Origin of the sequence: Posidoniimonas corsicana (assembly GCF_007859765.1) — a bacterium.
Classification (GTDB): Bacteria; Planctomycetota; Planctomycetia; order Pirellulales; family Lacipirellulaceae; genus Posidoniimonas; species Posidoniimonas corsicana.
This window is the reverse complement of record NZ_SIHJ01000001.1, coordinates 3217200-3240244: the sequence shown is the minus strand read 5'-3', so window position 1 is coordinate 3240244 and position 23045 is coordinate 3217200. Positions and strand designations below refer to the sequence as shown.

Annotated in this window: 22 protein-coding genes; 13 read left to right on the top strand and 9 right to left on the bottom strand. The window is 67.3% G+C overall.

All coding sequences use genetic code 11. The features are described 5' to 3' along the window. The first annotated feature begins 98 nt into the window (after window positions 1-98). On the top strand, window positions 99-1067 hold the full coding sequence (locus KOR34_RS12510) for a succinylglutamate desuccinylase/aspartoacylase family protein (RefSeq protein WP_146564913.1): 969 nt from the start codon (window positions 99-101) through the stop codon (window positions 1065-1067). 5 nt (window positions 1068-1072) lie between these two features. Here the strand turns inward: KOR34_RS12510 and rbsD are convergent, their stop codons facing one another. From rbsD to dnaK, 9 genes are all read right to left on the bottom strand, one after another. Then, a complete protein-coding gene (gene rbsD, locus KOR34_RS12505; RefSeq protein ID WP_146564912.1) occupies window positions 1073-1462 on the bottom strand; it encodes a D-ribose pyranase in 390 nt (129 codons plus the stop codon). A 15-nt stretch (window positions 1463-1477) separates the two neighbouring features. Next, a complete protein-coding gene (locus KOR34_RS12500; protein WP_146564911.1) occupies window positions 1478-2494 on the bottom strand; it encodes a fatty acid desaturase family protein in 1017 nt (338 codons plus the stop codon). Between the two features lie 61 nt (window positions 2495-2555). Beyond that, window positions 2556-4868: an efflux RND transporter permease subunit gene (locus KOR34_RS12495; RefSeq protein ID WP_146564910.1), complete on the bottom strand. Its 2313-nt coding sequence runs from the start codon at window positions 4866-4868 to the stop codon at window positions 2556-2558. Window positions 4869-4882: 14 nt separating this feature from the next. Then, a complete protein-coding gene (locus KOR34_RS12490) occupies window positions 4883-5791 on the bottom strand; it encodes an alpha/beta fold hydrolase (protein ID WP_146564909.1) in 909 nt (302 codons plus the stop codon). 80 nt (window positions 5792-5871) lie between these two features. Then, window positions 5872-7989, bottom strand: a complete 2118-nt coding sequence (locus KOR34_RS12485; RefSeq protein WP_197531351.1) for a fatty acyl-AMP ligase — start codon at window positions 7987-7989, stop codon at window positions 5872-5874. A 316-nt stretch (window positions 7990-8305) separates the two neighbouring features. Then, window positions 8306-9046, bottom strand: coding sequence for a class I SAM-dependent methyltransferase (locus KOR34_RS12480; RefSeq protein WP_228714594.1), 741 nt, complete (start codon window positions 9044-9046; stop codon window positions 8306-8308). Between the two features lie 217 nt (window positions 9047-9263). Beyond that, the gene (locus KOR34_RS12475) at window positions 9264-9764 is read right to left on the bottom strand and encodes a cell division protein FtsH (RefSeq protein WP_146564907.1); all 501 of its coding nucleotides are present in this window, start codon (window positions 9762-9764) and stop codon (window positions 9264-9266) included. A 12-nt stretch (window positions 9765-9776) separates the two neighbouring features. After that, window positions 9777-10229, bottom strand: a complete 453-nt coding sequence (gene tnpA, locus KOR34_RS12470) for an IS200/IS605 family transposase (protein WP_146564906.1) — start codon at window positions 10227-10229, stop codon at window positions 9777-9779. 287 nt (window positions 10230-10516) lie between these two features. Continuing rightward, window positions 10517-12430 (bottom strand): molecular chaperone DnaK, encoded by a 1914-nt coding sequence (gene dnaK, locus KOR34_RS12465; RefSeq protein WP_146564905.1) that lies wholly within the window; start codon window positions 12428-12430, stop codon window positions 10517-10519. A 367-nt stretch (window positions 12431-12797) separates the two neighbouring features. On the opposite strand from dnaK, the gene pheA reads away from it, so the two are divergent. From pheA to KOR34_RS12405, 12 genes are all read left to right on the top strand, one after another. Beyond that, the gene (pheA, locus tag KOR34_RS12460; protein ID WP_146564904.1) at window positions 12798-13889 is read left to right on the top strand and encodes a prephenate dehydratase; all 1092 of its coding nucleotides are present in this window, start codon (window positions 12798-12800) and stop codon (window positions 13887-13889) included. A gap of 89 nt (window positions 13890-13978) precedes the next feature. Next, the gene (aroF, locus tag KOR34_RS12455; RefSeq protein ID WP_146564903.1) at window positions 13979-15004 is read left to right on the top strand and encodes a 3-deoxy-7-phosphoheptulonate synthase; all 1026 of its coding nucleotides are present in this window, start codon (window positions 13979-13981) and stop codon (window positions 15002-15004) included. Window positions 15005-15128: 124 nt separating this feature from the next. Continuing rightward, window positions 15129-15884, top strand: coding sequence for a triose-phosphate isomerase (tpiA, locus tag KOR34_RS12450; RefSeq protein WP_146564902.1), 756 nt, complete (start codon window positions 15129-15131; stop codon window positions 15882-15884). Between the two features lie 77 nt (window positions 15885-15961). Then, window positions 15962-16408, top strand: coding sequence for a preprotein translocase subunit SecG (gene secG / locus KOR34_RS12445; RefSeq protein WP_146564901.1), 447 nt, complete (start codon window positions 15962-15964; stop codon window positions 16406-16408). Between the two features lie 28 nt (window positions 16409-16436). Next, window positions 16437-17330: a YicC/YloC family endoribonuclease gene (locus KOR34_RS12440; protein ID WP_228714593.1), complete on the top strand. Its 894-nt coding sequence runs from the start codon at window positions 16437-16439 to the stop codon at window positions 17328-17330. A gap of 52 nt (window positions 17331-17382) precedes the next feature. Beyond that, window positions 17383-17970 carry a guanylate kinase gene (gmk, locus tag KOR34_RS12435; protein ID WP_146564900.1) on the top strand — a complete coding sequence of 196 codons (588 nt, stop codon included), beginning with the start codon at window positions 17383-17385 and terminating at the stop codon, window positions 17968-17970. Between the two features lie 94 nt (window positions 17971-18064). Next, window positions 18065-18331 (top strand): DNA-directed RNA polymerase subunit omega, encoded by a 267-nt coding sequence (locus tag KOR34_RS12430; protein WP_146564899.1) that lies wholly within the window; start codon window positions 18065-18067, stop codon window positions 18329-18331. Between the two features lie 42 nt (window positions 18332-18373). After that, a complete protein-coding gene (locus KOR34_RS12425; RefSeq protein ID WP_146564898.1) occupies window positions 18374-18919 on the top strand; it encodes a flavoprotein in 546 nt (181 codons plus the stop codon). 4 nt (window positions 18920-18923) lie between these two features. Next, window positions 18924-19553, top strand: a complete 630-nt coding sequence (locus KOR34_RS12420) for a phosphopantothenoylcysteine decarboxylase domain-containing protein (protein WP_146564897.1) — start codon at window positions 18924-18926, stop codon at window positions 19551-19553. A gap of 98 nt (window positions 19554-19651) precedes the next feature. Then, window positions 19652-20662, top strand: coding sequence for an N-acetyl-gamma-glutamyl-phosphate reductase (argC, locus tag KOR34_RS12415; RefSeq protein WP_146564896.1), 1011 nt, complete (start codon window positions 19652-19654; stop codon window positions 20660-20662). A 28-nt stretch (window positions 20663-20690) separates the two neighbouring features. Then, a complete protein-coding gene (gene argJ, locus KOR34_RS12410) occupies window positions 20691-21884 on the top strand; it encodes a bifunctional glutamate N-acetyltransferase/amino-acid acetyltransferase ArgJ (protein ID WP_146564895.1) in 1194 nt (397 codons plus the stop codon). 144 nt (window positions 21885-22028) lie between these two features. After that, window positions 22029-23027, top strand: coding sequence for a potassium channel family protein (locus tag KOR34_RS12405; RefSeq protein WP_146564894.1), 999 nt, complete (start codon window positions 22029-22031; stop codon window positions 23025-23027). The last annotated feature ends 18 nt before the right edge of the window (window positions 23028-23045 follow it).

The following is a 23045-nucleotide window of genomic DNA, read 5'->3' as shown; positions in this document are numbered from 1 at the left end:
AGATTAATGACGAAACCGGCCCACGGCTAGCGCCGAATCCGGGAAACTTAGCTAAGCTTTCGCCCGTGACCCGAAGCGTCAGGAGCGACCCCAACCCCATGACCAAGAAGAACGAGCCGCTGAACGTGGTCGGCGTGGTGACCCCCCCCGGGGCGACCGAGCGTGTGGAACTGAAGGTCTCGCGGCTGCCGACCGGGACCCAGCTCACCGTGCCGCTGCAGGTAGTCAACGGCGCGAAGCCGGGGCCCGTGATGTGGGTGAGCGCCGCGGTCCACGGGGATGAGTTGAACGGCGTCGAGATAGTCCGCCGGGTGCTCGAACGGATCAAGGCCCGCAGCCTGGCCGGGGCGTTGATCGCGGCGCCGCTGGTCAACGTGTTCGGGTTTATCGATCAGTCCCGGTACCTGCCCGACCGGCGGGACCTGAACCGGTCGTTCCCCGGGTCGGCCAACGGGTCGCTCGCCAGTCGGCTGGCGCACAAGTTTCTCGACGAGGTGGTCAGCAATTGCCACTTCGGCATCGACCTGCATACCGGGTCGAACTTCCGGACCAACCTGCCCCAGATCCGCGCCAACCTGTCGGACGCGCAGACCCGCGCCTGCGCCGAGGCGTTCGGCGCGCCGGTGGTGATGCACGCCCAGACGCGTGACGGCAGCCTCCGCCACGCGGCCACCAAGCGGGGCATCCCGGTGCTGGTGTACGAGGCCGGCGAGCCGATGCGGTTCGACGAGGACGCCATCAGCCGCGGCGTCAACGGCGTGCTGCGCGTCATGGCCCACCTCGGGATGCGGTCCCGCAAGGCGCCGCTGAAACCCTACGCCGGGCAGTTCATCCGCGAGAGCGTGTGGGCCCGGGCCAAGCAGGGGGGGATCCTCAGGCTGTCGGTTCAGCTGGGCCAGCGGGTGAGCCGCAAGGAGCCGCTGGGCGTGATCGCCGACGCATTTGGGGCCGAGGAGCGGGTCGTGACCTCGCCGATTGCGGGGATGGTGATCGGGCACACCACCAGCCCGCTGGTGCACCAGGGTGACGCGATCATCCACGTCGGCAAGACCGCCCCAGACGCCTGATGTGCCTAGGCCGACTCCAGCACTAGGTTGGCGTACTGCGTGGTGTCGCCGGTGCGGATCAGCCCGATGGCGTGCGGGATCCGCTGTTTGAACTCGTTGTGGGGCTGGCGGGTGATCGTGATTCCTTCGAGCGCCTGCTCGAACGACGCGCGGGTGGCGTCGTCGTTGCTGGATGCGAACTCTTCCGCCATCCACGCCTTGCCGATGACAAAGTTCGGCCGCACTGCACGGAGCACGTCCAGCACGGTCGGCAGCCCGTCCACCAGCGAGATATCGACCGTTTCGATCTGTGGCCAGTAGGGGAAGCCCCGGTCGGCGATCACCAGCGTGTTGGTGTGCCGCACGCGGCTCAGCAGCGAGTTGATCTGCGGGTTGAGGATGCCGGTCTTGAGCATTGCCGCCTGCGGTGTTTATGCGTTGAGCACTTCGGTGGTGACGTCGGCCACAAAGTTGTCGACCTCGCCGCGGCGGGAGGCGCCGGGCGGGGCGGCGCCGACGTTTACGCCGACGCCCGGGTTGCGGACCATCCAGGGCGCCATGTCGCGGACGGCGGCGCCGTAGGTTCGGAAGATCGGCAGCGACCCGTCTTCGGCGGCCGCGACGTACTCCTGGGTGAGCTTCTCGAGCTGGTCGTGCGAGACCCGCGGGTGCCGATGGTGCGGGCCGTGCACGAAGATGTCAAAGTTGAGGAACGTGCAGAGCTTGGTCCACAGGCTCTTGCCGACCACGGTGCGTGTGCCCAGCATCGGGTCGTAGCTGATCATGCCAAGGTGCTCTGTGAGCTTACGGCCGTTCTGATAAACGCCCGCCAAGTAGTACGGCAGCACGTAGACCAGCAGGAAGGTGGTCCAGGCGTTGCAGTACGCGACGTACCCCAGGATGGCCGCCCAGAACAACGCCATGCCCACGTACTCCCACCGCACCGCGCGTCGCTGGTCCGGCTTGAGCGGCGAGTCGCGGTGGAAGAAGATCCGGGCGTAGACCACCGGCGCGGTGAACACGCCAGCCAAGAGATCGAGCCAGACGAACACCCGCCGGAACCAGAGCGGCGAGTCCGGGTCAGAGTAGGGCCACAGCTCCCAGTCGCTCGGTTTGTTCAGGTACGCGTGGTGCCGGATGTGGGTCTCTCGGTATGCGGTGTACGGGACCAGCATCAGCCAGCCGAGCACCCGCCCCAATGCCACGCTGAGCCGGTGCGAGAGGAATAGCGTCTGGTGGGCGGTCTCGTGGAAGCAGCTCGTCCAGCAGAACATCAGGTAGCTGGTGACCAGCACCCAGAACGCCTGCACCGACCAGTGGTCCCCAGGCCAGGGGTGGGCGATCAGCACCATCGCCGCGATCTGCAGCGGGAAGAACAGGAACCGCAGGGCCGTCCGCCGGTTGGCGATGGCCCGAGACTCTTCCTCGGTGAACGTGGTGATGCTCATGGCGTCGACTCGGCTGGACGGCGGTTGCTAGCGGTTATTCTTTGCTCCCGGCAGGCGGACATCAAGCAACCCCCTCGGCCCGACGCTTGCGGACTGCAAACATCCCCCCCAGCGGGCTGGCCAGGATTGCCGGCAGGAAGACCAGGTCGGCCACCAAGGCGGCGTTGAGCAGCGTGAACATCAGCAGCGAGAATCGCTTGGTCGGCATGAAACCGCTGAGCCCGAACACAAGCATGCCGAAACCGCAGATCACGGTGGTCTGGATCATCGCGCGGCCGCAGTGCTGGAACGAGTGCCGGATGGCGAGCTGCGGCGGGTCGCCCTTGGCCGTTTCGCGGCGGTACCAGGCGAGGAAGTGCAGCGTGTCGTCAACAGCTATGCCCAGCGCCACACAGGCGGTCATCGTGGAGCCGATGTCGGCGGGCCAGTCGAGCCAGCCCATCAGCCCGAACACGACCACAATGGGGAACACATTGGGCAGCATCGCCAGGACGCCCAGCCACAAGCCTTTGAGCAGCGCCCCGGCCCGCGCGAAGCCGCGGACGCCGGAGTCGGTCAGCATCATGCTCATCACCAGCCACACCAGCACAAACGCCAGCAGCATGCTGTAGAACATGTCCTCCAGCAGGGCGTGCTGAGCGCCGTACACCAACGGCATGGTCCCCGTGTAGCTCGTCTGGGGTCGGAACCCGTGGCGGGGGTCGGCGGCGTACTCGTCCAGCAGTGGCTCCACGCGGCCCCGCAGTTCATCCAGCACCACCTGGTAGTCGATCTGCCCCACGCCCGAAACCCGGGCGCTGATCCGCCAGTCCTGCCCGCCGTCGGCCTCGTGCAGGTAGTGGCTCGCGAGCAGCTCTTCGCGGTTGGCCTCGAGCCGGGCGTTAAACTGGGCTCGGCGGAAAATCGAGTTGCTGCCGCGCGCCGTCGGCACGCGGGGGCAGAAGGTAAGCGCGGACATCACGCCGCCGACCGAGTCGACCTCGCGCACGGCCTGCTCGACCCGCATCAGCAGGGTCAGGCGGTCGATCATCCGCAGGCCGTCGTCGGGGGGGAACCGGACGATCACCTCCAGCGGCACCAGGTTCGCGACGTTGTCCTCCATCCACTCGAAGTCTTGGATCACGCGGCTGTTGGGCGCGAACAGGTTATTAACGCCGATCGATGTCCGCAGCTGGGCCAGCCCCATTCCGCCAACGATCAGGCAGCCGATCCCTAGCGCCGTGATCAGCGACGCCCGGCGGCACACAGCCCTGGCCATCCGCACCAGGTAAACCACCAGAGCACTGGTGGTCTCGCCCGCGGTGATCGCCGAACGCGAGATAGGCCACCGCGACATCACGCCCGGCAGGGTGAAGAACAGCAGCAGCACCGCGATCACGACCCCGCCGGCGGCAAACTTGCCGAAGGTCGCGACCGGGGTGATGCGGCTGACCAGCAGCGAGCCGAGTCCCAGGGCGGTGGTGAGCGCGGCCATGCTGCAGGGCGCCCAGCCCTGGCGGACCGCCCGCCGCGGGGCGTCGTCGCCGGCGCCGGCCCGCACCTGGTCGTAGTAGTAGTTCACCAGGTGGATGCCAGAGGAGACCGTGAGCACGAACACGAGCGGCGGCAGTACGATCAGCACCGCGTCCATCGTCACGCCCAGGTAGTGGAGCGAGCCGAGGATCATCAGCTCGCCGAACCCCGCTACCGCCAGGATCGCTAACGAGTACCGCAGCGAACGCAGGCACCACAGGCAGGCCAGGAACGACACCAACGCCGATGGGCCGGAGTAGTAATCAACGCTGCGGTCGCTCTCGATGTCGACCGCGAGCGCATCGACCGTCGGGCCCGCGACCCGCAGCTCTTCGTCTGTAACGCCGGTAACCTGCTTAGCAGTTTCGACCAGGTAGCCGTGAGACTCGGCCCGCTGCCGCTCTCCCCGCGGCGACAGGACGGCGGCCAGGCAGGTGCTCTCGCCGTCCGGGCCGATCATCGCGCCCTGCAAACGGGCGATTGCCTGCTCGCGAGTCAGCCCCAGCTCGGGCCTCGACAGGTCCTCCACCAGGCTGCGGCCCGAGAGAACGTGCTGAACCAGCGGTCCGTCGGGCGTGGCGGCCGCCGCGTAGTGCGCGATGGTCCGTTCCAGCTCGGCCAGTCGCGGGTCGTCGAGCGTGCAGCCCGGCCACGAGAGGAGGATCGTGTTGCCGCTCTGGAACTGCTCGGTGAACCGTTCGTACTCGACCCGCGCCGGCTCGGACGGGTCCAGCCAGTGCAGCGCCGAGGTGTGCATGCTGTCCATCGTGCGGATGGCGCCGATGATCAGGAACGGCGTCGCGACGAGGGACGCCACCACGGTCACGAGCAGCCGCTGCTGATTCGCTCTACCGCTGCCCACAACTGCTTCCTTGCTTAGACCTGCTGCGAGTTGGTCATCACGTTGACGCGGGCCTCGGCCAGCGGGCGGGACGGGGCGGTCGGCGTCAGGCCGGCCATGCCACAGAACGCCCGCTCGACGCGGTCGACGAACTCGGCCGGGTTCTCCTCAAACCCGAAGTGCTGCGCCTTGGGGACGGTGTCAGTCGTGGCGTTGGGCAGCAGCTCGGCCAGCCGTTCGCCCATCGGCATGAAGGGCGAGTGCTCGCCGAACAGGCAGACCGTGGGGCAGCCGATGGTTGGAAGGTCGGCCTCGCCCATGCCGGCTTGGTCGGCCACGTCCTTGCCGCAGGTGGTGGGGTGCAGCCGCACGAGGCGGTCGAGCGCGCCCTGGCCGGCGCGCTTGACGAACATGCTCCGCCGCCGCGGCGAGAGGTTGGCCGCCTGCTCGAGCATCGCGCTGAGGTCCCACAGGTCGCCGCCGATGTACATGCCGGCCGTGGCGGCGTTGAGTTTGTACTTCAGGTAGCCCTTCCACTTCCGCGGGTCCTTCTGCAGGTGGTGCAGCGCGGGCACGAACGGGTCGGACAGCACCAACCCCTCCACGCTGTCCGGGAACCGAAGAGCCGAGTGCAACGCTACCGCCCCGCCGTAGCTGTGGCCCAGCACGTAGGCGGGGCCCAGGCCCAGCTCCTCGTGCAGAGCGGCGAAGTCGTCGCTCATGTGGCGGGTGGTGTAGCCGGCGTCGGGCGTGTCGCTGTGGCCGTGGCCACGCATGTCGTAGGCGGTGACGCGGAACTGCGTCGAGAGCTTCTGCAGCAGGCCGCTCAGCATCCACACAGCCATGTTTCCCGTAACGCCGTGGACCAGCACCACGTCCGGCGCGCCGGCCGGCCCGACCTGCTGGTAGAACAGCTTGGCGTTGGTGGTCTGGGTGTGCGGCATGCTGTGGCGGCTGAGTGTGCGGGAGGGAGGGCTTCGGGGACCATTGCGGCTCCGCCGCGCGCGGCGCGGTGGCAGTCGGTCTAGTTGTTCAACGGGCCATCCGGCAGGTTGACCGTGATGAACTCGACGAACTGGCCCATCGAGACATCCCGCTGGTTCTGCCGGCCGAGCTCCGCCATGAAGTCGAAGAAGGGGAACTGCTGCTCGTACCGACGCTCGACCATCTCGTTGAGCATCACCAGGTCGATCGACTCGATCGACAGGTCGGCGAAGAAGAGCGACTGCTCGCTGATCTGGGCCGGCGTCGAGCCGTTCTTCAGCTCACGGATGATCGACTCGACGTCGTTAAAGACGCGGTTGCCGCCCGCGGCCGGGCGGCCGTTTGGCGGGGTGGCGTCGGCCGCGTCTCGACGCTCAGCGGACGCCTGATCATCCCGCTCGCACCACTGGGCGGCGGCGGCCAGATCGCCCGCCAGGTACAGCTCCTTGCACGCCCGCCGCTGCAGCTTGCCGCTGCTGGTCTTGGGGATCTCTCCCCCTTTGACGAGCACGATGGCGTAGGGGGCGGCCTCGTGCTCGTGGAGCAGCGACGCGCGGATGTCGGCCATGACCTGATCGAGGTCCAGCTTCTGCGGGCGCTGCACGCCCTGCACAATCACCAGCCGCTCCTCGCCGTCGATGTCGACGCCGAACGCCACGCCGTGGTCGCGCCGCAGAGCCGGGCAGCAGCCCTCGACCGTCCGCTCCAGGTCCTGCGGGTAATGGTTGCGGCCGCGGATGATGATCAGGTCCTTCAACCGCCCGGTGACGAACAGTTCGCCCTCGTCCAGGAAGCCGAGGTCGCCGGTCCGCAGGAACGGTCCCTCGTCGCCCGCGTCATCGTCGCCGGACAGCCTAGCGTTGAAGGTAGCTTTGGTCGCTTCGGAGTTGCCCCAGTAGCCCTGGGCCACGCCGAGCCCGCGGACCCAGATCTCGCCGACTTGGTCGTCGCCGCAGCGCTTGAGCGTCAGCGGGTCGACGATCGCGATCTCTTGGTTCTCAACGCTGGTCCCGCAGCCGACAATCTCCCGCGCGCCGTCGCCCGGGGCGACGCGGCGGACGCGGTTCTCGGTGAGCAGCTGGGCGTCGAACGTCCTCACGATGGGGTCGGACTGCTTCTCGCCGCCGCTGACAATCAGGGTCGCCTCGGCTAGGCCGTAGCAGGGGTAGAAGGTTTGTGCTCGGAACCCGGCGGGGCCGAACTTCTCGGCGAACCGCTCCAGCGTGTCGGGCCGGACCGGTTCGGCGCCGTTGCACGCCAGGGTCCAGCAGCTGAGGTCGAGCTCGGCGAGCTCCTCGTCGCTGATCTTCTGCACGCACAGGTCGTAGGCGAAGCTGGGGCCGCTGGTGGCGTAAGCGCGGTACTTCGAGATCGCCTGGAGCCACCGCGCAGGGTGCTTCACAAACGAAAGCGGTGACATCAGCACCGTGCGGCGCCCGCTCTGCAGGACCTGCAGCACCAGGCCGATGAGGCCCATGTCGTGGTACATTGGGAGCCACGACACCGCCACCGCGTTGGGTTCGTCGAACTTCTTGATGTGCTCGAAGTTGAACATCAGGTTCGCGTGCGTCAGCATCACCCCCTTGGGGCGGCCGGTCGAGCCGGACGTGTACTGCAGGAACGCGAGCGTCTGGCCGTCGATTGGGGGCTGCCGGTAGTCGGCGCCGTCCTCGGTTGGGATGTCGTCGGTGATGATCAACTCGCCGCTCCCGGCGGTCGCCGGGCCGAAGCGCTCGGACTCGTGGCGGCCGGTCAGCACGAACCGCGCTTGGGCGTCGTCCATGATGGCGTGCAGCCGGCTCAGCGTCCGCTGCATCCGCATCGGGTCGGGCGGGTAGATAGGCACCGCCACCACGCCCGCGTAAAAGCAGCCCAGCAGAGCCGAGATGTACTCCAGGCCTGGCTCGTACACCAACGCCGCGCGGTCGCCGAACTTGCCCAGCTCCTGCAGCTTGGCCGCGATCGAGCGGGCCCGCCAGTCGAGTTCGCGGAAGGTGATGTGCTGCTCGGTCTCGCCGTCGACGAGGAACGTGTACGCAATGTTGGTGGGGATCGCTTCGCTCAGGGCGCCCAGAGCGTGCACCAGGCTGGGGGCGGACTGGGCCGCGGTGACCATGGTCCCATCAGCCGTGGCGGCGGTGGTCAAGCTAGGCTGCATCGTTCGTTCTCTGCTGGTTGGCGTTCCCTCACCCGGCTCGGCCGGCGACACACTTGGGTCGCGGGCCATGTCGCAGCGTTCTGCAGCCAGGAATCGCCGGCGGCGCGCCCGGAGGTGGGGCGGACGCGCCGAGCGGGGCGGTTGTCTGAGTGTTGCTAGCTAAGCCCGGTATTATAGGTAATCGGAGGTTTCCCACTACCGCCCGGCGGCGGTTATTTACCTGTACGGCGAAGCGGGCCCCGCGTTACGGAGCCGGACCGGTAAACCGCGCCAGCGGCGCATCGCGGCCCGACGCAAGTGCCGCGTGAATTGCAGGTTACGGCTTGTCAGCCTGCTTTGGAGGGCGGCGGAACTCCAGGCAGTAGTTTTCCTCCAGGCCCGCCGGTTCGTGCTCCCGCACGAACTCGAACCCGGCCTGCTCGATCTCCTCGCGGAAGGTCGCCTTGCCGGCCCGCACGTGGCCCAGCACGAACTCACGGCTTTGCCCCTCGATCCGCTCAAAGTCGACCACGATCAATCGGCCGCCCGGCTTCAACAGCCGCAGCAGCGCGTGGTTGGTGATCGTGGGGAACTCGAAGTGGTGATAGACATCGCACACAAAGACGCAATCAACGTCGCTCATCGGCATCCGCCGATCCCGGTCGCCGACCACCCGGGCCTCGACCTGGAGGAGGCCCTTCCGCTTGGCGATCAGGTCGATCCGCTCAATGAACTTTGGCACGATGTCCACGGCGAACACCCGACCCCGCGGGCCAACCTGCTCGGCGAAGATCATCGTGAACAGCCCCGTGCCGGCCCCTATATCCGCGACCCGTTGGCCGGGCTCAAGGCGGCAGATCTTCGCGATCTGGCGCCGGGCGCGGAACACCTCGCGGCTCTCAACTTCGAATCGCTTGACCCACTCTTCCGGATTCAGGTCCGGGTCCAGGTAATTGTCATTGATCCCCGGCCGGACGCTTTCTACGGCCGGCTTATCGGCTGTGGCGGGCTGGCCGAAAGCCGCGCCACACATCAGCACCAGAAGCCACGGCGCCAGTAGGCAAGATCGCAAGTTCATCGGTAATTGGTGCGCAAGGAGAGGGGGAATCACCCTAATGGGTGGCCACGATACTTCGTCGGCTCTTGAGGGATACTGCCAATCGTGATGAGAAGCGGCGACATCCCACGTGAAGTTCGATCCGATTCATCGCCAAACCTCGGGCCGAGTCCTATTAGAGCACACAAGCGGTGGGCTTCGGCCCAAATTCCGCAGGCGTGAAAGCGGCGAACAGCGACTAAATCCGCCCGATCCAGAAGCTAAGCGTTTCGTCGGTCTGCTCCTGGTCAAGCACCTCGTGCGCCAAGAGCTCGTCGGCCACCGCGGCGATGGCCGCCCACCACGCGTCTCGCTGCATCGTCTGCCGAAGCGAGGCGATAAGCGATTCGAGCACTCGAGTGCGGAGCTCCGGGGCAGGTACCGCAGCTCGGCACAGTTCCCACGCGTGGGCCCAGTCGCCCTGGCTGGGGCCGTCGAGCGCCGGGTGCAGCGGCTCGTCACGGTAGATCATCTCCGCCACCGGTCCGGCGAGCACGGCCAGCAACTCCCGCTGCAGCTGCCAATCGGTCTTGGGATCTACACGGCCCCAGTTGACCCGACAGTCGCCAAACCGTTGAGGCAGCTCGTCCGCATCATCGAACCCGCCGAGCCGCAACTGTTCGACGGTAGCCCCCAATGCGTAGGCGACCACGGCGTGGCCTGCTTCGTGGTAGGCGGTGAGGGTGTCGTGGTCGTCCATGGGGAAGTCGGGCTACTCGTCGAAATGCTCAGCGTCGAACTCGACGCCGTGTTTGCGGCAGAGGGCCTCGACCTCGTCGCGGTAGGTCGTTTGCTTGTGGTGTTCGGCTTGCCGATTGAGGTAACGCCGTACGGTGTCGATCTGCGAGTTACTGACCGTAAACGCGCTGTAGCCAGTTTGCCAAGCGAACCGTTCACGCAGCAATGCTCCGTCGTTGATCCACTTTGACGAATTGCACTTGAGCACGCGGAGGATATCGGCGACCGCTTGGGTCGTCTTCAGTTGGGCGAGGAGGTGGACGTGGTCCTGCACGCCGCCGATCTCGATGAGCGTGCCGCTTTCACTCCGCAGGATACCGCCCAGGTACCTGTAGAGCGGCTCTCGAACTTCATAGGTGATGAGCGGCGCGCGGTGTTTGGTGCTGAATACGAGGTGGTAGGTCAGGCAATTGTACGTCGATGGCATCTGTATAGTCCCGGAGGGACGGCAGCCACTAGCCAGGGGCGTCAGCCCCTGGAACGCGGCGAGCACGGCGATATCAATTATAATTCGCCCGAAACGCCGCCGCCCCGCTGGGGCTGTGTCGGTTGGGAATCTCTTTCCCAGGGGCTCGCGACCCTGGCTAGGCGCTGTCGGCCCTCCGGGCCTAACGCAAAACAGGGAGCGACCATTACTGGTCGCTCCCTGTTGGTCGCGGTTCCGATTGCGTTGGCTGCTTGCCTGTAGTGAACGGCCAACGGCCTGCGGAGGCCTTAGCCCTCCTTCACCTCGAACTCGGCGTCGATGGTGTCGTCGTCGGCCGAGTCGGGCGAGGCGTCGGCCGTGGCCTGCTCAGCGCCTGGGGCGGCGCCGGCCCCGGCGGCCGCCTTGTACATCGCCTCGCTCATGGCGTGGCTGGCGGCGCTGAGGGCCTCGGTGGCCGACTTGATGGCCGCGACGTCGTCGCCCTTGGCCGCCTCGCGGGCCTTCTCGACGGCGTCCTCGATAGGCTTCTTGTCGGACTCGCTGACCTTGTCGCCCTGGTCCTTGAGGGTCTTCTCGACCTGGTAGGCGAGCGACTCGGCGTTGTTGCGGGCCTCAACCAGCTCGCGCTTCTTCTTGTCCTCGTCGGCGTGGGCGGCGGCGTCCTCCTGCATCTTCTTGATCTCCTCTTCGCTGAGGCCAGAAGACTGCTCGATCTTCACTGTCTGCTCGGTGCCCGTTCCCAGATCCTTCGCCGCGACGTTGAGGATGCCGTTGGCGTCGAGGTCGAACTTGACCTCGATCTGCGGCACGCCCCGCGGCGCGGGCGGGATGCCCTCCAGGTTGAACTGGCCGAGCAGCCGGTTGTCGGCGCACATCTCACGCTCACCCTGGAACACGCGGACGGTCACGGCGGACTGGTTGTCGTCGGCGGTGCTGAACACCTGCTTCCGCTCGGCCGGGATCGTGGTGTTCTTCTCCACCAGCTTGGTCATCACGCCGCCGAGGGTCTCGATGCCGAGGGACAGCGGGGTGACGTCTAGCAGCAAGATATCCTGCACGTCGCCGGCCAAGACGCCGCCCTGGATCGCGGCGCCGATCGCCACCACCTCGTCCGGGTTCACGCCCTTGTGCGGCTCCTTGCCGAAGATCTCCTTGACGAACTCCTGCACCTTGGGGATGCGGGTGGAGCCGCCCACCAGCACGACCTCGTCGATCTTCGACTTGTCGAGCTTCGAGTCCTCTAGCGCCTGCATCACCGGGCCACGGCAGCGCTCGACGAGCTTGTCGACCAGCTGCTCGAACTTGGCGCGGCTGATGTTCATCTGCAGGTGCTTCGGCCCGCTGGCGTCGGCGGTGATGAACGGCAGGTTGATGTCGGTGCTCTGGGCGCTGGACAGCTCCTTCTTGGCCTTCTCGCACGCCTCCTGCAGACGCTGCAGGGCCATGGTGTCCTTGCGGAGGTCGATCCCCTGTTCCTTCTGGAACTCTTCGGCGACGTAGTTGATCAGCTCCTCGTCGAAGTCGTCGCCGCCGAGGTGGCCGTCGCCGTTGCTGGCGATCACGCGGAACACGCCGTCGGCGACTTCGAGGATCGACACGTCAAACGTGCCGCCGCCCAGGTCGAACACGCAGATGGTTTCCTGCGCCTTCTTGTCCAGACCGTAGGCGAGCGACGCGGCGGTCGGCTCGTTGATGATCCGCGCGACCTCCAGGCCGGCGATCTGACCGGCGTCCTTGGTGGCCTGACGCTGCGAGTCGTTGAAGTACGCCGGCACCGTGATCACGGCCTTGTTGACCTTGTGACCCAGGTACGCCTCGGCGGACTCCTTGAGCTTCTGCAGCACCTTGGCCGAGATCTCCGGGGGAGTCAGCTCTTTGTCGCCGACCTTAACCTTCACATAGTCGTCGGCGGCGCCGGTGATCTCGTACGGCACCATTTTCTCTTCGTTGGCCACCTCGTTGTGGCGGCGGCCCATGAACCGCTTGATCGAGTAAACGGTCTTTGTCGGGTTGGTGACCGCCTGCCGTCGAGCCGGCTCGCCGACCAGGACCTCGCCCTTGTCGGTGAACGCCACAACGCTCGGGGTCAGGCGGTTGCCTTCCGGGTTCGGGATGACCTTGGCCTCTTTGCCCTCCATCACGGAGACCACCGAGTTGGTTGTGCCGAGGTCGATGCCGATGATTTTTTCGCCTTCAGCCATGAGATTTACTCCTTATGAAAACCCTGGGGGCCTTGTCGAAACGTCGGCCCGCGGGCCGCTTTTTAATTGGGTTGGGGTGGCTACACAGCCAGCCGCAGCGTTCAGGAGCAAAGGACGTGCCGGCGTCCCAGTCGGTTGGTCGGCGTTGACATAAACCCCATGATGAAAAATACTTGTGTCAATTGCAGGCGGCCTTGAGCTGTCCGCAGCGGGGCGACGTTCCGCAAGCAGGCTGCCAAAGTCGCAGTCGTGGCAGACCTGGCCTGCCAGCACCTATCCTGCTCGGTTGCCAAATTGGCAGTCCGATAGTCCTGATCATGGCGTTTCCTCGGTAACCAGATCCTCCGCGGCGACCGCCGCCCCAGCGATGGCCAAGAAGAAGTCACCAGCCACCGCCCGACCCGCCGGGCCGAAGCGGCAGATCACCCAGCTCGACCGTGAGCTGCTCAAGCTGCTAAGCCAGCGTCGGCGGCTGGCCGAGGAGCTTGCTCAACAGGCTGCATCCACTGCTTCTGCGCAACTAGCCGCCGAGGACGAGGCCATCGAAAAGCTCGCTGGGAACGCCAGCAGCGGCCTGCCAGACGCATACGTGCGGGCCGTCCTCCGCGAAGTGATGGCAGGCTGCCGGGTCGGTCAGCGGGCCGTGCGGATCGCCTACCTGGGGCCGGAGCACACGTTCAGCCACCTGGCAGCGGTCCACCGGTTCGGGGCGGCGGCGGACCTGACGCCGGTCAGCTCGATTGCGGCAGTGTTCGAGGAGGTGGACCGCGGGACCAGCGATTTCGGCGTGGTTCCGCTGGAGAATTCCACTGATGGCCGGGTCACCGACACGCTGGACTGCTTCGCCAAGACACGGGTCACGGTCTGTGGCGAGTTGCCGCTGAGGATCCACCACTGCCTGCTGGGCAGCGGCCCGCGGGCCAAGCTGACGACCGTTTGCAGCAAGCCCCAGGCCCTGTCGCAGTGCCGTAAGTGGCTGGCGCAGCACCTGCCGGGCGCCGAGCTCCGCCCGGTGGCCAGCACCGCCGACGCGGCCCGGATGGCGAAGGACGACCCAACGGTGGGGGCGATCGCCAGCGGCTCTGCCGCCGCGCCGCTCGGCCTGAAGCTGCTGGCAGAGAATATTGAGGACCAGCCCGACAACGTGACGCGGTTCGCCGTGATCGGCGGCGAAACCCCGGAAAAAACCGGTCGGGACAAGACTGCGCTGTGGTTCGAGGCGCCCCACGAGCCGGGCTCGCTGGCCGACGCCATGGCGATCTTCAAGCGTCAGAAGCTGAATCTGACCTGGATCGAGTCGTTCCCGATCCCCGGCAGCCGAGGCCGGTACCTGTTCTTCCTTGAATTCGTCGGCCACCAGGCCGAGGCCCGCGTCCGCCGGGCGCTGGAGTCGCTCGGCAAGAAGGCGACCCAATTAGAGGTGCTCGGCTCCTATCCACAAGCCGATCCTATCGATTAAAGTGGGGGGCTCGGATTCTGGGATCAACGGCGCCAGGCAGGGCTGGCCCCACGCCCGGCAGCCCCCACAGACTCAAGCCGCGTAACGCTATGCTCATCATCCTGAAAGAGTCCGCCACCGACGCCCAGATCGACCACGTGGTCGAGCGGGTCGAGGGGCTCGGCTTGGCGACCCACCTCAGCCGCGGCACCTACCGCACGGTGATTGGCGTCATCGGCGACGAGGAGAAGCTTCAAGCCGCCTCGCCCGAGGCGATCCCTGGCGTCGCCAAGGTGGTGCCGGTGATGCCCCCGTACAAGCTGGCCAGCCGCGAGGCTCATCCGCAGCCCACGATCGTCGAGGTCGGCTCGGGCAAGGCGGTCACCAAGGTCGGCGGCGGCCACCTCGGCATGATCGCGGGGCCGTGCGCCGTCGAGTCGGCGGAGCGGCTGGACCAGATCGCCGGTGAGGTGAAGAAGGCCGGCGCCAATATCCTGCGGGGCGGGGCGTTCAAGCCGCGCACCAGCCCGTACTCGTTCCAAGGGTTGGGCGAGGAGGGGCTGAAGATCCTGCGGGAGGTCGGCGACCGCCACGGCATGCCGATCGTCACCGAGGTGATCGACCCGCGGCACGTGGAGCTGATCGCCGAGTACACGGACATGATCCAGCTCGGCGCCCGCAACATGCAGAACTTCGTGCTGCTGACCGAGGTCGGCAAGACGCACAAGCCGGTGCTCATGAAGCGGGGCATGGCCGCCACGGTCAAGGATCTGCTGATGAGCGCCGAGTACGTCATCGCCAACGGCACCACCGACGTGGTGCTGTGCGAGCGGGGCGTGAAGGGCTTCGACAACAGCTGCCGCAACATGCTGGACGTCGCGGCCGTGCCGCAGGTGCAGCAGATGAGCCACCTGCCGATCATCGTCGACCCGAGCCACGCCACCGGCCGGCCCGAGTTGATCCCCAGCTGCGCGCTGGCCGGCCTGGCCGCCGGCGCCGACGGCATCCATATCGAGGTGCACAACTGCCCCGAGGAGGCCATGTCCGACGGGCCGCAGGCGTTGCTACCCGAGCAGTACGCCGAGCTGATGGGCCAGCTCAAGAAGGTCGCCGAGGCGATCGGCAAGAAGTTCTGAAACCCCGGGGCTTCCTGGCCGCCAGCTCCGATCGCCAGTAGCAGCCGGGCGGCGCGGCCGTCACCAGCGGCCCCACAGGTAAATCACACAGGCACCCACCCCAACTCAACCGACATTACCAGCCATGCGACGCTACCTAATCGCCGGTAACTGGAAGATGAACACCGACCGCTCGACCGGCGTGGCCCTAGCCACGGCGATCGCCGAGCAGGCGGCCGACCTGAAGGACGTGGACTTATTGGTCTGCCCGCCGAGCATCTACTTGGCGCCGGTCGCACAGGCGTTGGCCGGCAAGGCGGTCGCCCTGGGCGCGCAGAACATGTACTTCGAGGACAACGGGGCGTTCACCGGCGAGGTGAGCTCCGCCATGCTGACCGACGTCGGCGCCGAGTACGTGATCCTGGGCCACAGCGAGCGGCGGCACATCCTTGGCGAGACCGACCAGGACGTGAACAAGAAGACCCTCAAGGCCCTGGCAGCCGGCATCGCCCCGATCGTCTGCGTCGGCGAGAAGCTGGAGGAACGCGAGGCGGGCGAGACCGCCGCGGTCAACCGCCGCCAGTTTGAGGCCGCTTTCGAGGGCGTCACCGCCGAGCAGGCCACGAGCGTGGTGATCGCCTACGAGCCGGTCTGGGCAATCGGCACCGGCAAAGTCGCCACGCCGGAGCAGGCCGAGGAGGTGCATGCCGATCTTCGCCAGTTGCTCACCGATCGCTACAATGCCGAGATTGCCGGCCAGGTGCGGATCCTGTACGGCGGCTCGATGAAGCCGGGCAACGCCGCCGAGCTGATGGCGCAGCCCAACGTCGACGGCGGGCTGATCGGCGGCGCCGCGCTGAAGGCCGAGGACTTCATCGGCATCGCCAAGGCGGCCGGCTGACCGCCGCGCCGCTCACCCGAGCTACCGCCTGGCGCCGTTCGCCGGGCGACGACTGAACACTGCGGGATACGAAAGTTATGGAAAACCTATTCCTGATCGTGCTCTTCCTGATGGCGGTCTTCCTGATCCTGCTGGTGCTGGTGCAGCGCGGGCGGGGCGGCGGGCTGGCTGGCGCCTTTGGCGGCGCCGGCGGGTCGAGCGCGTTCGGCGCCAAGGCCGGCGACACCTTCACCAGGATCACCATCTGGGCGGCGTCCATCTGGATCGTCACCTGCGTGGGCGCGTCTTACTGGGCTTCGCACCGCGGCGACGCCTTCGGCAAGGCCAAGCCCTCGACCGTGAGCTCGAGCATCGACCTTTCGGAGCCCGGCATGACCGGCAGTGGTGAGGACACCGACGCCGAAACGGCGGCCAACGAGGACGAGACCCCCGGCGCCGGCCTGCCGGCCGACAGCGGCGACGAAGGCCCGGCGATGGAAGGCCCGTCCGACGACGCGGCCGATGCGCCCGCCGAGGACGAGTAGCCCAACCGCCCTCGGGAGATCCCCCTACGTGCCCAACACCGCCAGCGCGCTCTCTAGCATGACCGGCTTCGGCGAGGCCCGCGGCGAGTCGGACCGGCTCGCCGTGGCGGTCGAGGTGCGGACCATTAACAGCCGGCACTACAAGCTCAGCCTCCGCGCCAGCGAGGGCTACGGCGCGCTGGAGCCGGAGATCGACGCCGCCATCCGGTCGCGTTTCCGGCGGGGCACCGTGCAGATGAACCTGCGCGTGTCGCGGCTCAACCAGGCGGACGACTACCAGATCAACGCGGACGTGCTGCAGGGCTACCACCAGCAGCTGGTGGAGATCGGCGTAGAAGGCGCCGCGGTCCCGCTCGACTCGCTGCTGCAGCTGCCCGGCGTAGTTATTGAGCAGGGCGCCGCTTCGGTCGACCCCCGCGCCGTGTGGCCGGCGATCGAGCCGGTGGTGCTGGAGGCCGTGGATGCGGTCTGCGACATGCGGCTGCGGGAGGGCCTGGCCCTCGCCGACGACCTGGCCGCCAACTGCCGGATCATCGAGGAGCAGCTGGGCGGCATTGAGCAGCGTGCGCCGAACGTCACCACGAGCTACCGCGAACGCCTGACCGAGCGGGTCAACAAGGCGATGTCCGAGCTGAACGTGACGGTGGAGCCGAGCGACCTGCTCCGCGAGGTCGCCCTGTTCGCCGACCGCAGCGACATCTCCGAAGAGGTGGTGCGGCTGCGGAGCCACATCAAGCAGTTCAACGCGGCCCTGGCCGATCCGGGCATCAGCGGCAAGAAGCTGGAGTTCATCGCCCAGGAGATGGGCCGCGAGACCAACACCATCGGCTCCAAGGCCAACGACACCGAGATCTCCAAGCACGTTGTGGAGATCAAGACCGCCCTGGAGCGGATCCGCGAGCAGGTGCAGAACGTCGAGTAAGCGTCCCTACCGCGGACCCGCGTCCTGCGCCCCCGCCGGCGACCCGTTTCGTATGTCAGACCAGCCCGGACAACTTGTTATTATCTCGGGCCCCTCGGGGGTCGGGAAGTCGACGATCGTGCCGCTGGTGCTGTCCCACTTCCGGGGCGGGTTGGTTCCGAGCGTCTCGGCCACGACCCGTCCGCCGCGTCCCGGCGAGGTGGACGGCAAGAACTACCACTTCCTGTCGGCCGCCGAGTTCCGCCGGCGGCTGACCGAGGGCGAGTTCCTCGAGTCGGTCGAGGTGTTCGGTCGCGGGCACTGGTACGGCACGCTCAAGGACGAGGTGATCCCTAGGCTCCGGCGGGGCGTCTGGGTTATGCTGGAGATCGATGTGGACGGGGCCCGGCGGGTGCTGGACGAGTACCCGTCCGCCCTAACGATCTTTATCGAGCCGTCGTCGATGCACGAGCTCGAGCGGCGGCTGCGGGCGCGCAAGACCGACACCGAAGAGGCGATCCAGCGTCGGCTCACCGTGGCCGCCGAAGAGATGCAGCGGGCCGGCGAATATCGCTACCGGGTGGTGAACGACACCATCGACGGCGCGGTCGCCGAGATCTGCTCGGTGCTGCAGGACCGCGGCCTCCGGCCCACCGGCTGAGGTTGGGGCAGGCGGCGCAGAAGATACACATTGGCGGGGACCGTGGCCAGCGGGCTGCGGCCAGGCGACAGAACGGAATAAGGGATCCAGTTAAATGATTGAAGCGCTCAAAGAAGAAGAGATCGTCAACAAGGTGGGCGGCCGCTTCAAGCTCTCGACGCTCATCCAGAAGCGTCTGGTCGCGCTAAACAGCGGCGCACGTCCGCTGGTTGATCTCGACACCCCCGAGAAGATGGAGATCGTCGTGCAGGAGATCCTGCAGGACAAGATCTTCCTGGACGCGTCGAACGAGGTGCGGACCGTCAGCGACGCGCCCGCGCCGGCGGACGAGGCGCCCGAGTTCGACCTCGACAGCCTGTAGGTCCTCCCGCGCCGCTAACCCCTAGCGGCGGAGCGCCGCGCCATGGCACACGAAATCCTGATCGGCGTGACGGGCGGGGTCTCCGCGTACAAGACCGCCGCGGCGGTCAGCCGCTTGGTGCAGGACGGCCTTGGCGTGACCGTGGTCATGACCCGCGCGGCGCGTGAGTTCGTCGGCCCCGCCACATTCCGCGCGCTGACCGGACGCAAGGTCTACTGCGAAGTGTTCGACGCGGACGAGATGCCGCTCGGCCCGCACATCGAACTGGCCCGCCGGGCCGAGCTCTTGTGCGTCGCGCCGGCGACGGCGGACTACCTGGCCAAGGCGGCCAGCGGCCTGGCTGACGACCTGCTGTCCACGCTGACGCTGTCGCTCACCGGGCCTCTGCTGGTGGCGCCCGCGATGAACACTGAGATGTGGGCCAAGCCGGCCGTGCAACGCAACGTCGCTACGCTGCAGGGCGATGGCGCGGTGGTCATCGGACCCGGGAGCGGCTGGCTGAGCTGCCGCGACCAGGGCGCCGGCCGCATGGCCGAGCCCGATGAGATTGTCAGCGCCGTCAAGGCGGCCCTCAAGACAACCGCCTAACCCGATGGCCCGCATCCTCATCACCTCCGGCCCCACGCGTCAGTACCTCGACCCCGTGCGGTACCTGACCAATGCCAGCAGCGGGCGGATGGGCGCCGGCCTGGCGGCTGCGGCGCTCGAACTGGGGCACGAGGTCATGGTGGTCAGCGGCCCGGTCGACGTCCGTTACCCAGACGGCTGCCGGGTCGTCCCGGTGGTGTCGACCGAGGAGATGCTTGAGGCCGCCAGGCATGAGTTTGACCAGGCCGACGGCCTGATCGGCGCCGCTGCGCCGTGCGACTACCGCCCGAAGCTGGTCGCGGAGCAGAAGATCGCCAAGACGGGCGAACCTCTCGAGCTGCGGCTTGTCGAGACGGAGGACGTTGTCGCGACGCTGGCCGCCGACAAGGGACGCCGGTGGGTGGTCGGGTTCGCGCTCGAGACCGAAGACCACCGGCTGCGAGCGTTGGCCAAGCTGGAACGCAAACACTGCGACCTGATGGTCTCGAACGGCGCCGAGGCGATGCACGCCCACACCAACGACGTCGAGGTGCTGACGCCCGACGGTCAGACCCTCGGCCAGTTTGCCGGGCCGAAAGCGGACGTCGCACGCGGGATTCTGGGGGTCATCCAGGACCGGCTGATCGACGCCTAACCCGCCCGCTCGGTCGGGGCTGTGCTGCAGCCGAGCCGCCGGCTTGTTATACTGGAGTGCTGTTTCGGTCATCCGCTAGCAGAGAGGCGCACGCCCGCATGGCGAGAGTCGCGATCATTGGCGCATCGGGTTACACCGGCTTAGAGCTGCTGGGGCTCTTCGCGCGGCACCCCGGGATGGAGGTCACGGCGCTGGCCACCCGTCAGACCGACGCGCCGCACGTGGCCGACGTGCACCCTTCGCTGCGTGGCGTGTTCGACCTGCGGCTCGAGGCACTCTCGCCGGCCGAGCTCGCCGACCGGGCCGACTACGCGTTCGCGTGCCTGCCGCACGCCGCCAGCGCAGCGATGATCACCGAGCTGCTCGATGCGGGGCTGAAGGTGGTCGACCTCAGCGCCGACTACCGGCTGACCGACCGTACGGTGTACGAGCAATGGTACAAGGTCACCCACCCGGACCCCGATCGGTTGGGGCACGTGGCTTACGGGCTGCCGGAGCTGTATCGGTCTCGCGTCCGCGAGTCGGATCTGGTCGCCAACCCCGGCTGCTACCCGACGTCGGCGATCCTCGCGCTGGCGCCGCTGCTCAAGGCGGGGCTGATCTCGGGCGAGGGGATCGTGATCGACAGTAAGTCGGGCGTCAGCGGCGCCGGGCGAGACCCCAAGCCGGCCTTCCACTTCCCCGAGTGCAACGAGAGCTTCACCGCATACGGTGTTGGCGTCCACCGGCACATGCCGGAGATCGACCAGGTGCTGACCGACGCGGCCGGGTCAGGCGTCGAGGTGCTGTTCACACCGCACCTCGTGCCGATGGACCGCGGCATCCTGAGCACCTGCTACGCGACCCCTGCCGACGGGGTCGACCAGGACGGGCTGATGAGCGCGCTGGCCGATTTCTACCGGGACGAGCCGTTCGTGCAGGTCGTTGAAGGGCTGCCCGCCACCAAGCACGTGGCGGGCACGAACAACTGCCACGTTACCGCGCGGTTGGCGCGGGGCAGGGCGGTGGTGATTGCTGTGATCGACAATCTGATCAAGGGCGCGGCGGGGGCGGCCGTGCAAAACTTTAATCTCATGAGCGGGCAAGAAGAGACGCTTGGTCTCACCTAGGCCCGCACAACAGGCGCCCCCAACTTACATGGAACACCAGTTTCCCAAAGGCTTCACAGGCTCCGGCCTGCACTGCGGCATAAAGAGCAACGCGCAGGCGGAAGACCTGGCGTTGATCGTCTCGGACCGACCGGCCGTTGGCGTCGGGGTCTACACCCGCAACCTCGTGTTCGCGGCGCCGGTCCAGCTCGACCGCGAGCGGACCCCCAGCGAGTCCGTCCGCGGGGTGGTCATCAACTCGGGAAACGCCAACGCGTGCACCGGCGAGCAGGGCCTGCGTGACGCGCGGCAGATGGCCGACTGGTTCGGCGACGCCTGCGGGTTCTCGGGCGATGACGCCCTCGTTCTTTCTACCGGCATCATCGGCGAGCACCTGCCGATGCCGAAGATCCAGCAGGGCATCGCGGACGCGGCCGGCCGGTTGGGCGGCGGCGGAGACGCGCTAACGCTCGCCGCCCGGGGCATGATGACCACCGACACCGTGCCTAAGATCCGGGCCCGCTCGTTCGAGCTGGACGGGGCGCCGGTCAACGTGGTCGGCCTGGCCAAGGGCGCGGCGATGATCGGGCCCAGCATGGCGACCATGCTGGGCGTCGTGATGACGGACGCGGCCATCAGCGCCGCGGACGCGCAGGCGGCGCTCTCCGAGGCCGTGGACGAGTCGTTCAACTGCATCAGCGTCGACGGCCACACCAGCACCAACGACACCGTGCTGCTGCTGGCCAACGGCGCGGCGGGCGGCCCGGTCGTGGAAGGCAAGTCGCTCTCCATCCTGCGGGCGACAATCCTCGAGGTCTGCGAGGACCTGGCGCAGGCGATTCCCGCCGACGGCGAGGGCGCCACCCACCTGGTCACGGTCGAGGTCCACGGCTGCAAGTCCCGCAAGGACGCCGTGCAGATCGCCAAGACGATCGCCGACAGCCCGCTGGTCAAGACCGCCATCGCCGGCGCCGACCCCAACTGGGGCCGCATCGTTTCTGCGGCGGGCTACGCGGGTGTGCCATTCCAGCCGGAGAGCGTCACGCTGCTGATCAACGGCCTGCTTGTTTACGAGCACGGGGTGCCGGTCAAGTTCGACGCGGAGGAGGTGAGCGCCTCGATCCGCGACAACCGCGACACGGGGCTGGTGCTGATCCTATCAGAGGGCGCCGAGTCGGCGCGTTTCTGGACCACCGACCTGACCGCCGAGTACGTCCGGCTGAACGCCGACTACCACACCTAGCGAACGGGCGCACCTGGCCAAAGCTTTGCTGCTGGGGCGGCGGCCCCACCGGCTCGCTTCCTGGCTATACTCGGGGCTGCCCCGCCGCCGATCGTCGGACCGAGTCGCCGGGCACCACTACACCGCCGACTGCCTGCGTCGATCTTGTCCATCCTGCTCCGCATCCGCCGTGGTCTCTCCGCTCTGGGCGTGCTGCTGCTCGTGTCGGTGGTCAGCTACCGGATGCTGACCGGCAAGAGCTGGCTGGACTCGGTCTACTTCTTCGTAATCACGGCGTCCACAGTCGGCTACAGCGAGGAGTCTTCGGCGACCGCGCCGGTGCAGCTGCTCACCATCGCGATCATCGCGACCAGCAGCGTCGTGGTCGCGTACACCATCGGCCTGATCATCCAGTCGATGGTGGAGGGGCAGATCAATCTAGCTTTGGGAGTCATGCGCATGACACGCGAGATCCAGCAGATGTCGGGCCACACGGTCATCTGCGGCTACGGCCGCATCGGCCAAACGCTTGCCGAGGAGCTGTCGCTGCGGAAGTCGGAGTTCGTCGTCGTGGAACGCGATCAGGACGCGGCGCGCGAGGCGGCCGACGCCGGCTACCTGGTGGTCGCCGCCGACGCCACAGATGAAGAAACGCTCGTCGAAGCGGGCGTTCCGCGGGCCAAGACCCTGATCGTTGCCCTGCACGGCGACGCCGAGAACGTGTTCCTCACACTGACCGCCCGCAACCTGTCGCCGGACCTGCGGATCATCGCCCGCGGCGAGCTGCCCTCTACCGAGAAGAAGCTGCGGCAGGCGGGCGCCAACGAGGTGGTGCTGCCGGCGGTGATCGGCGCCCGCCGCATGGCCGCTATGGTCACGCGGCCCTACGCCGCGGAGATGATGGACCACTTCAGCAACCACGAACGGATCGACGCCGGCCTGGAAGAGCTGACCCTGCCGGAGGGCAACGGGCTGGTTGGCCAGACGGTCCGCGAAGTAGCCGCCCGCCAGCGGCACAACCTGCTGGTGGTGGGGATCCGCAGAGCGGATGGGCTAATGGTGTTCAATCCAGACCCCGACAGCCCGCTCGAGAGCAGCGACACCCTGATCGTGCTCGGCAACGTCCAGGATATCCGCACGTTTCAGGCTACTCACGGGCTGTGAGAGCACGGGCGTCGCGGT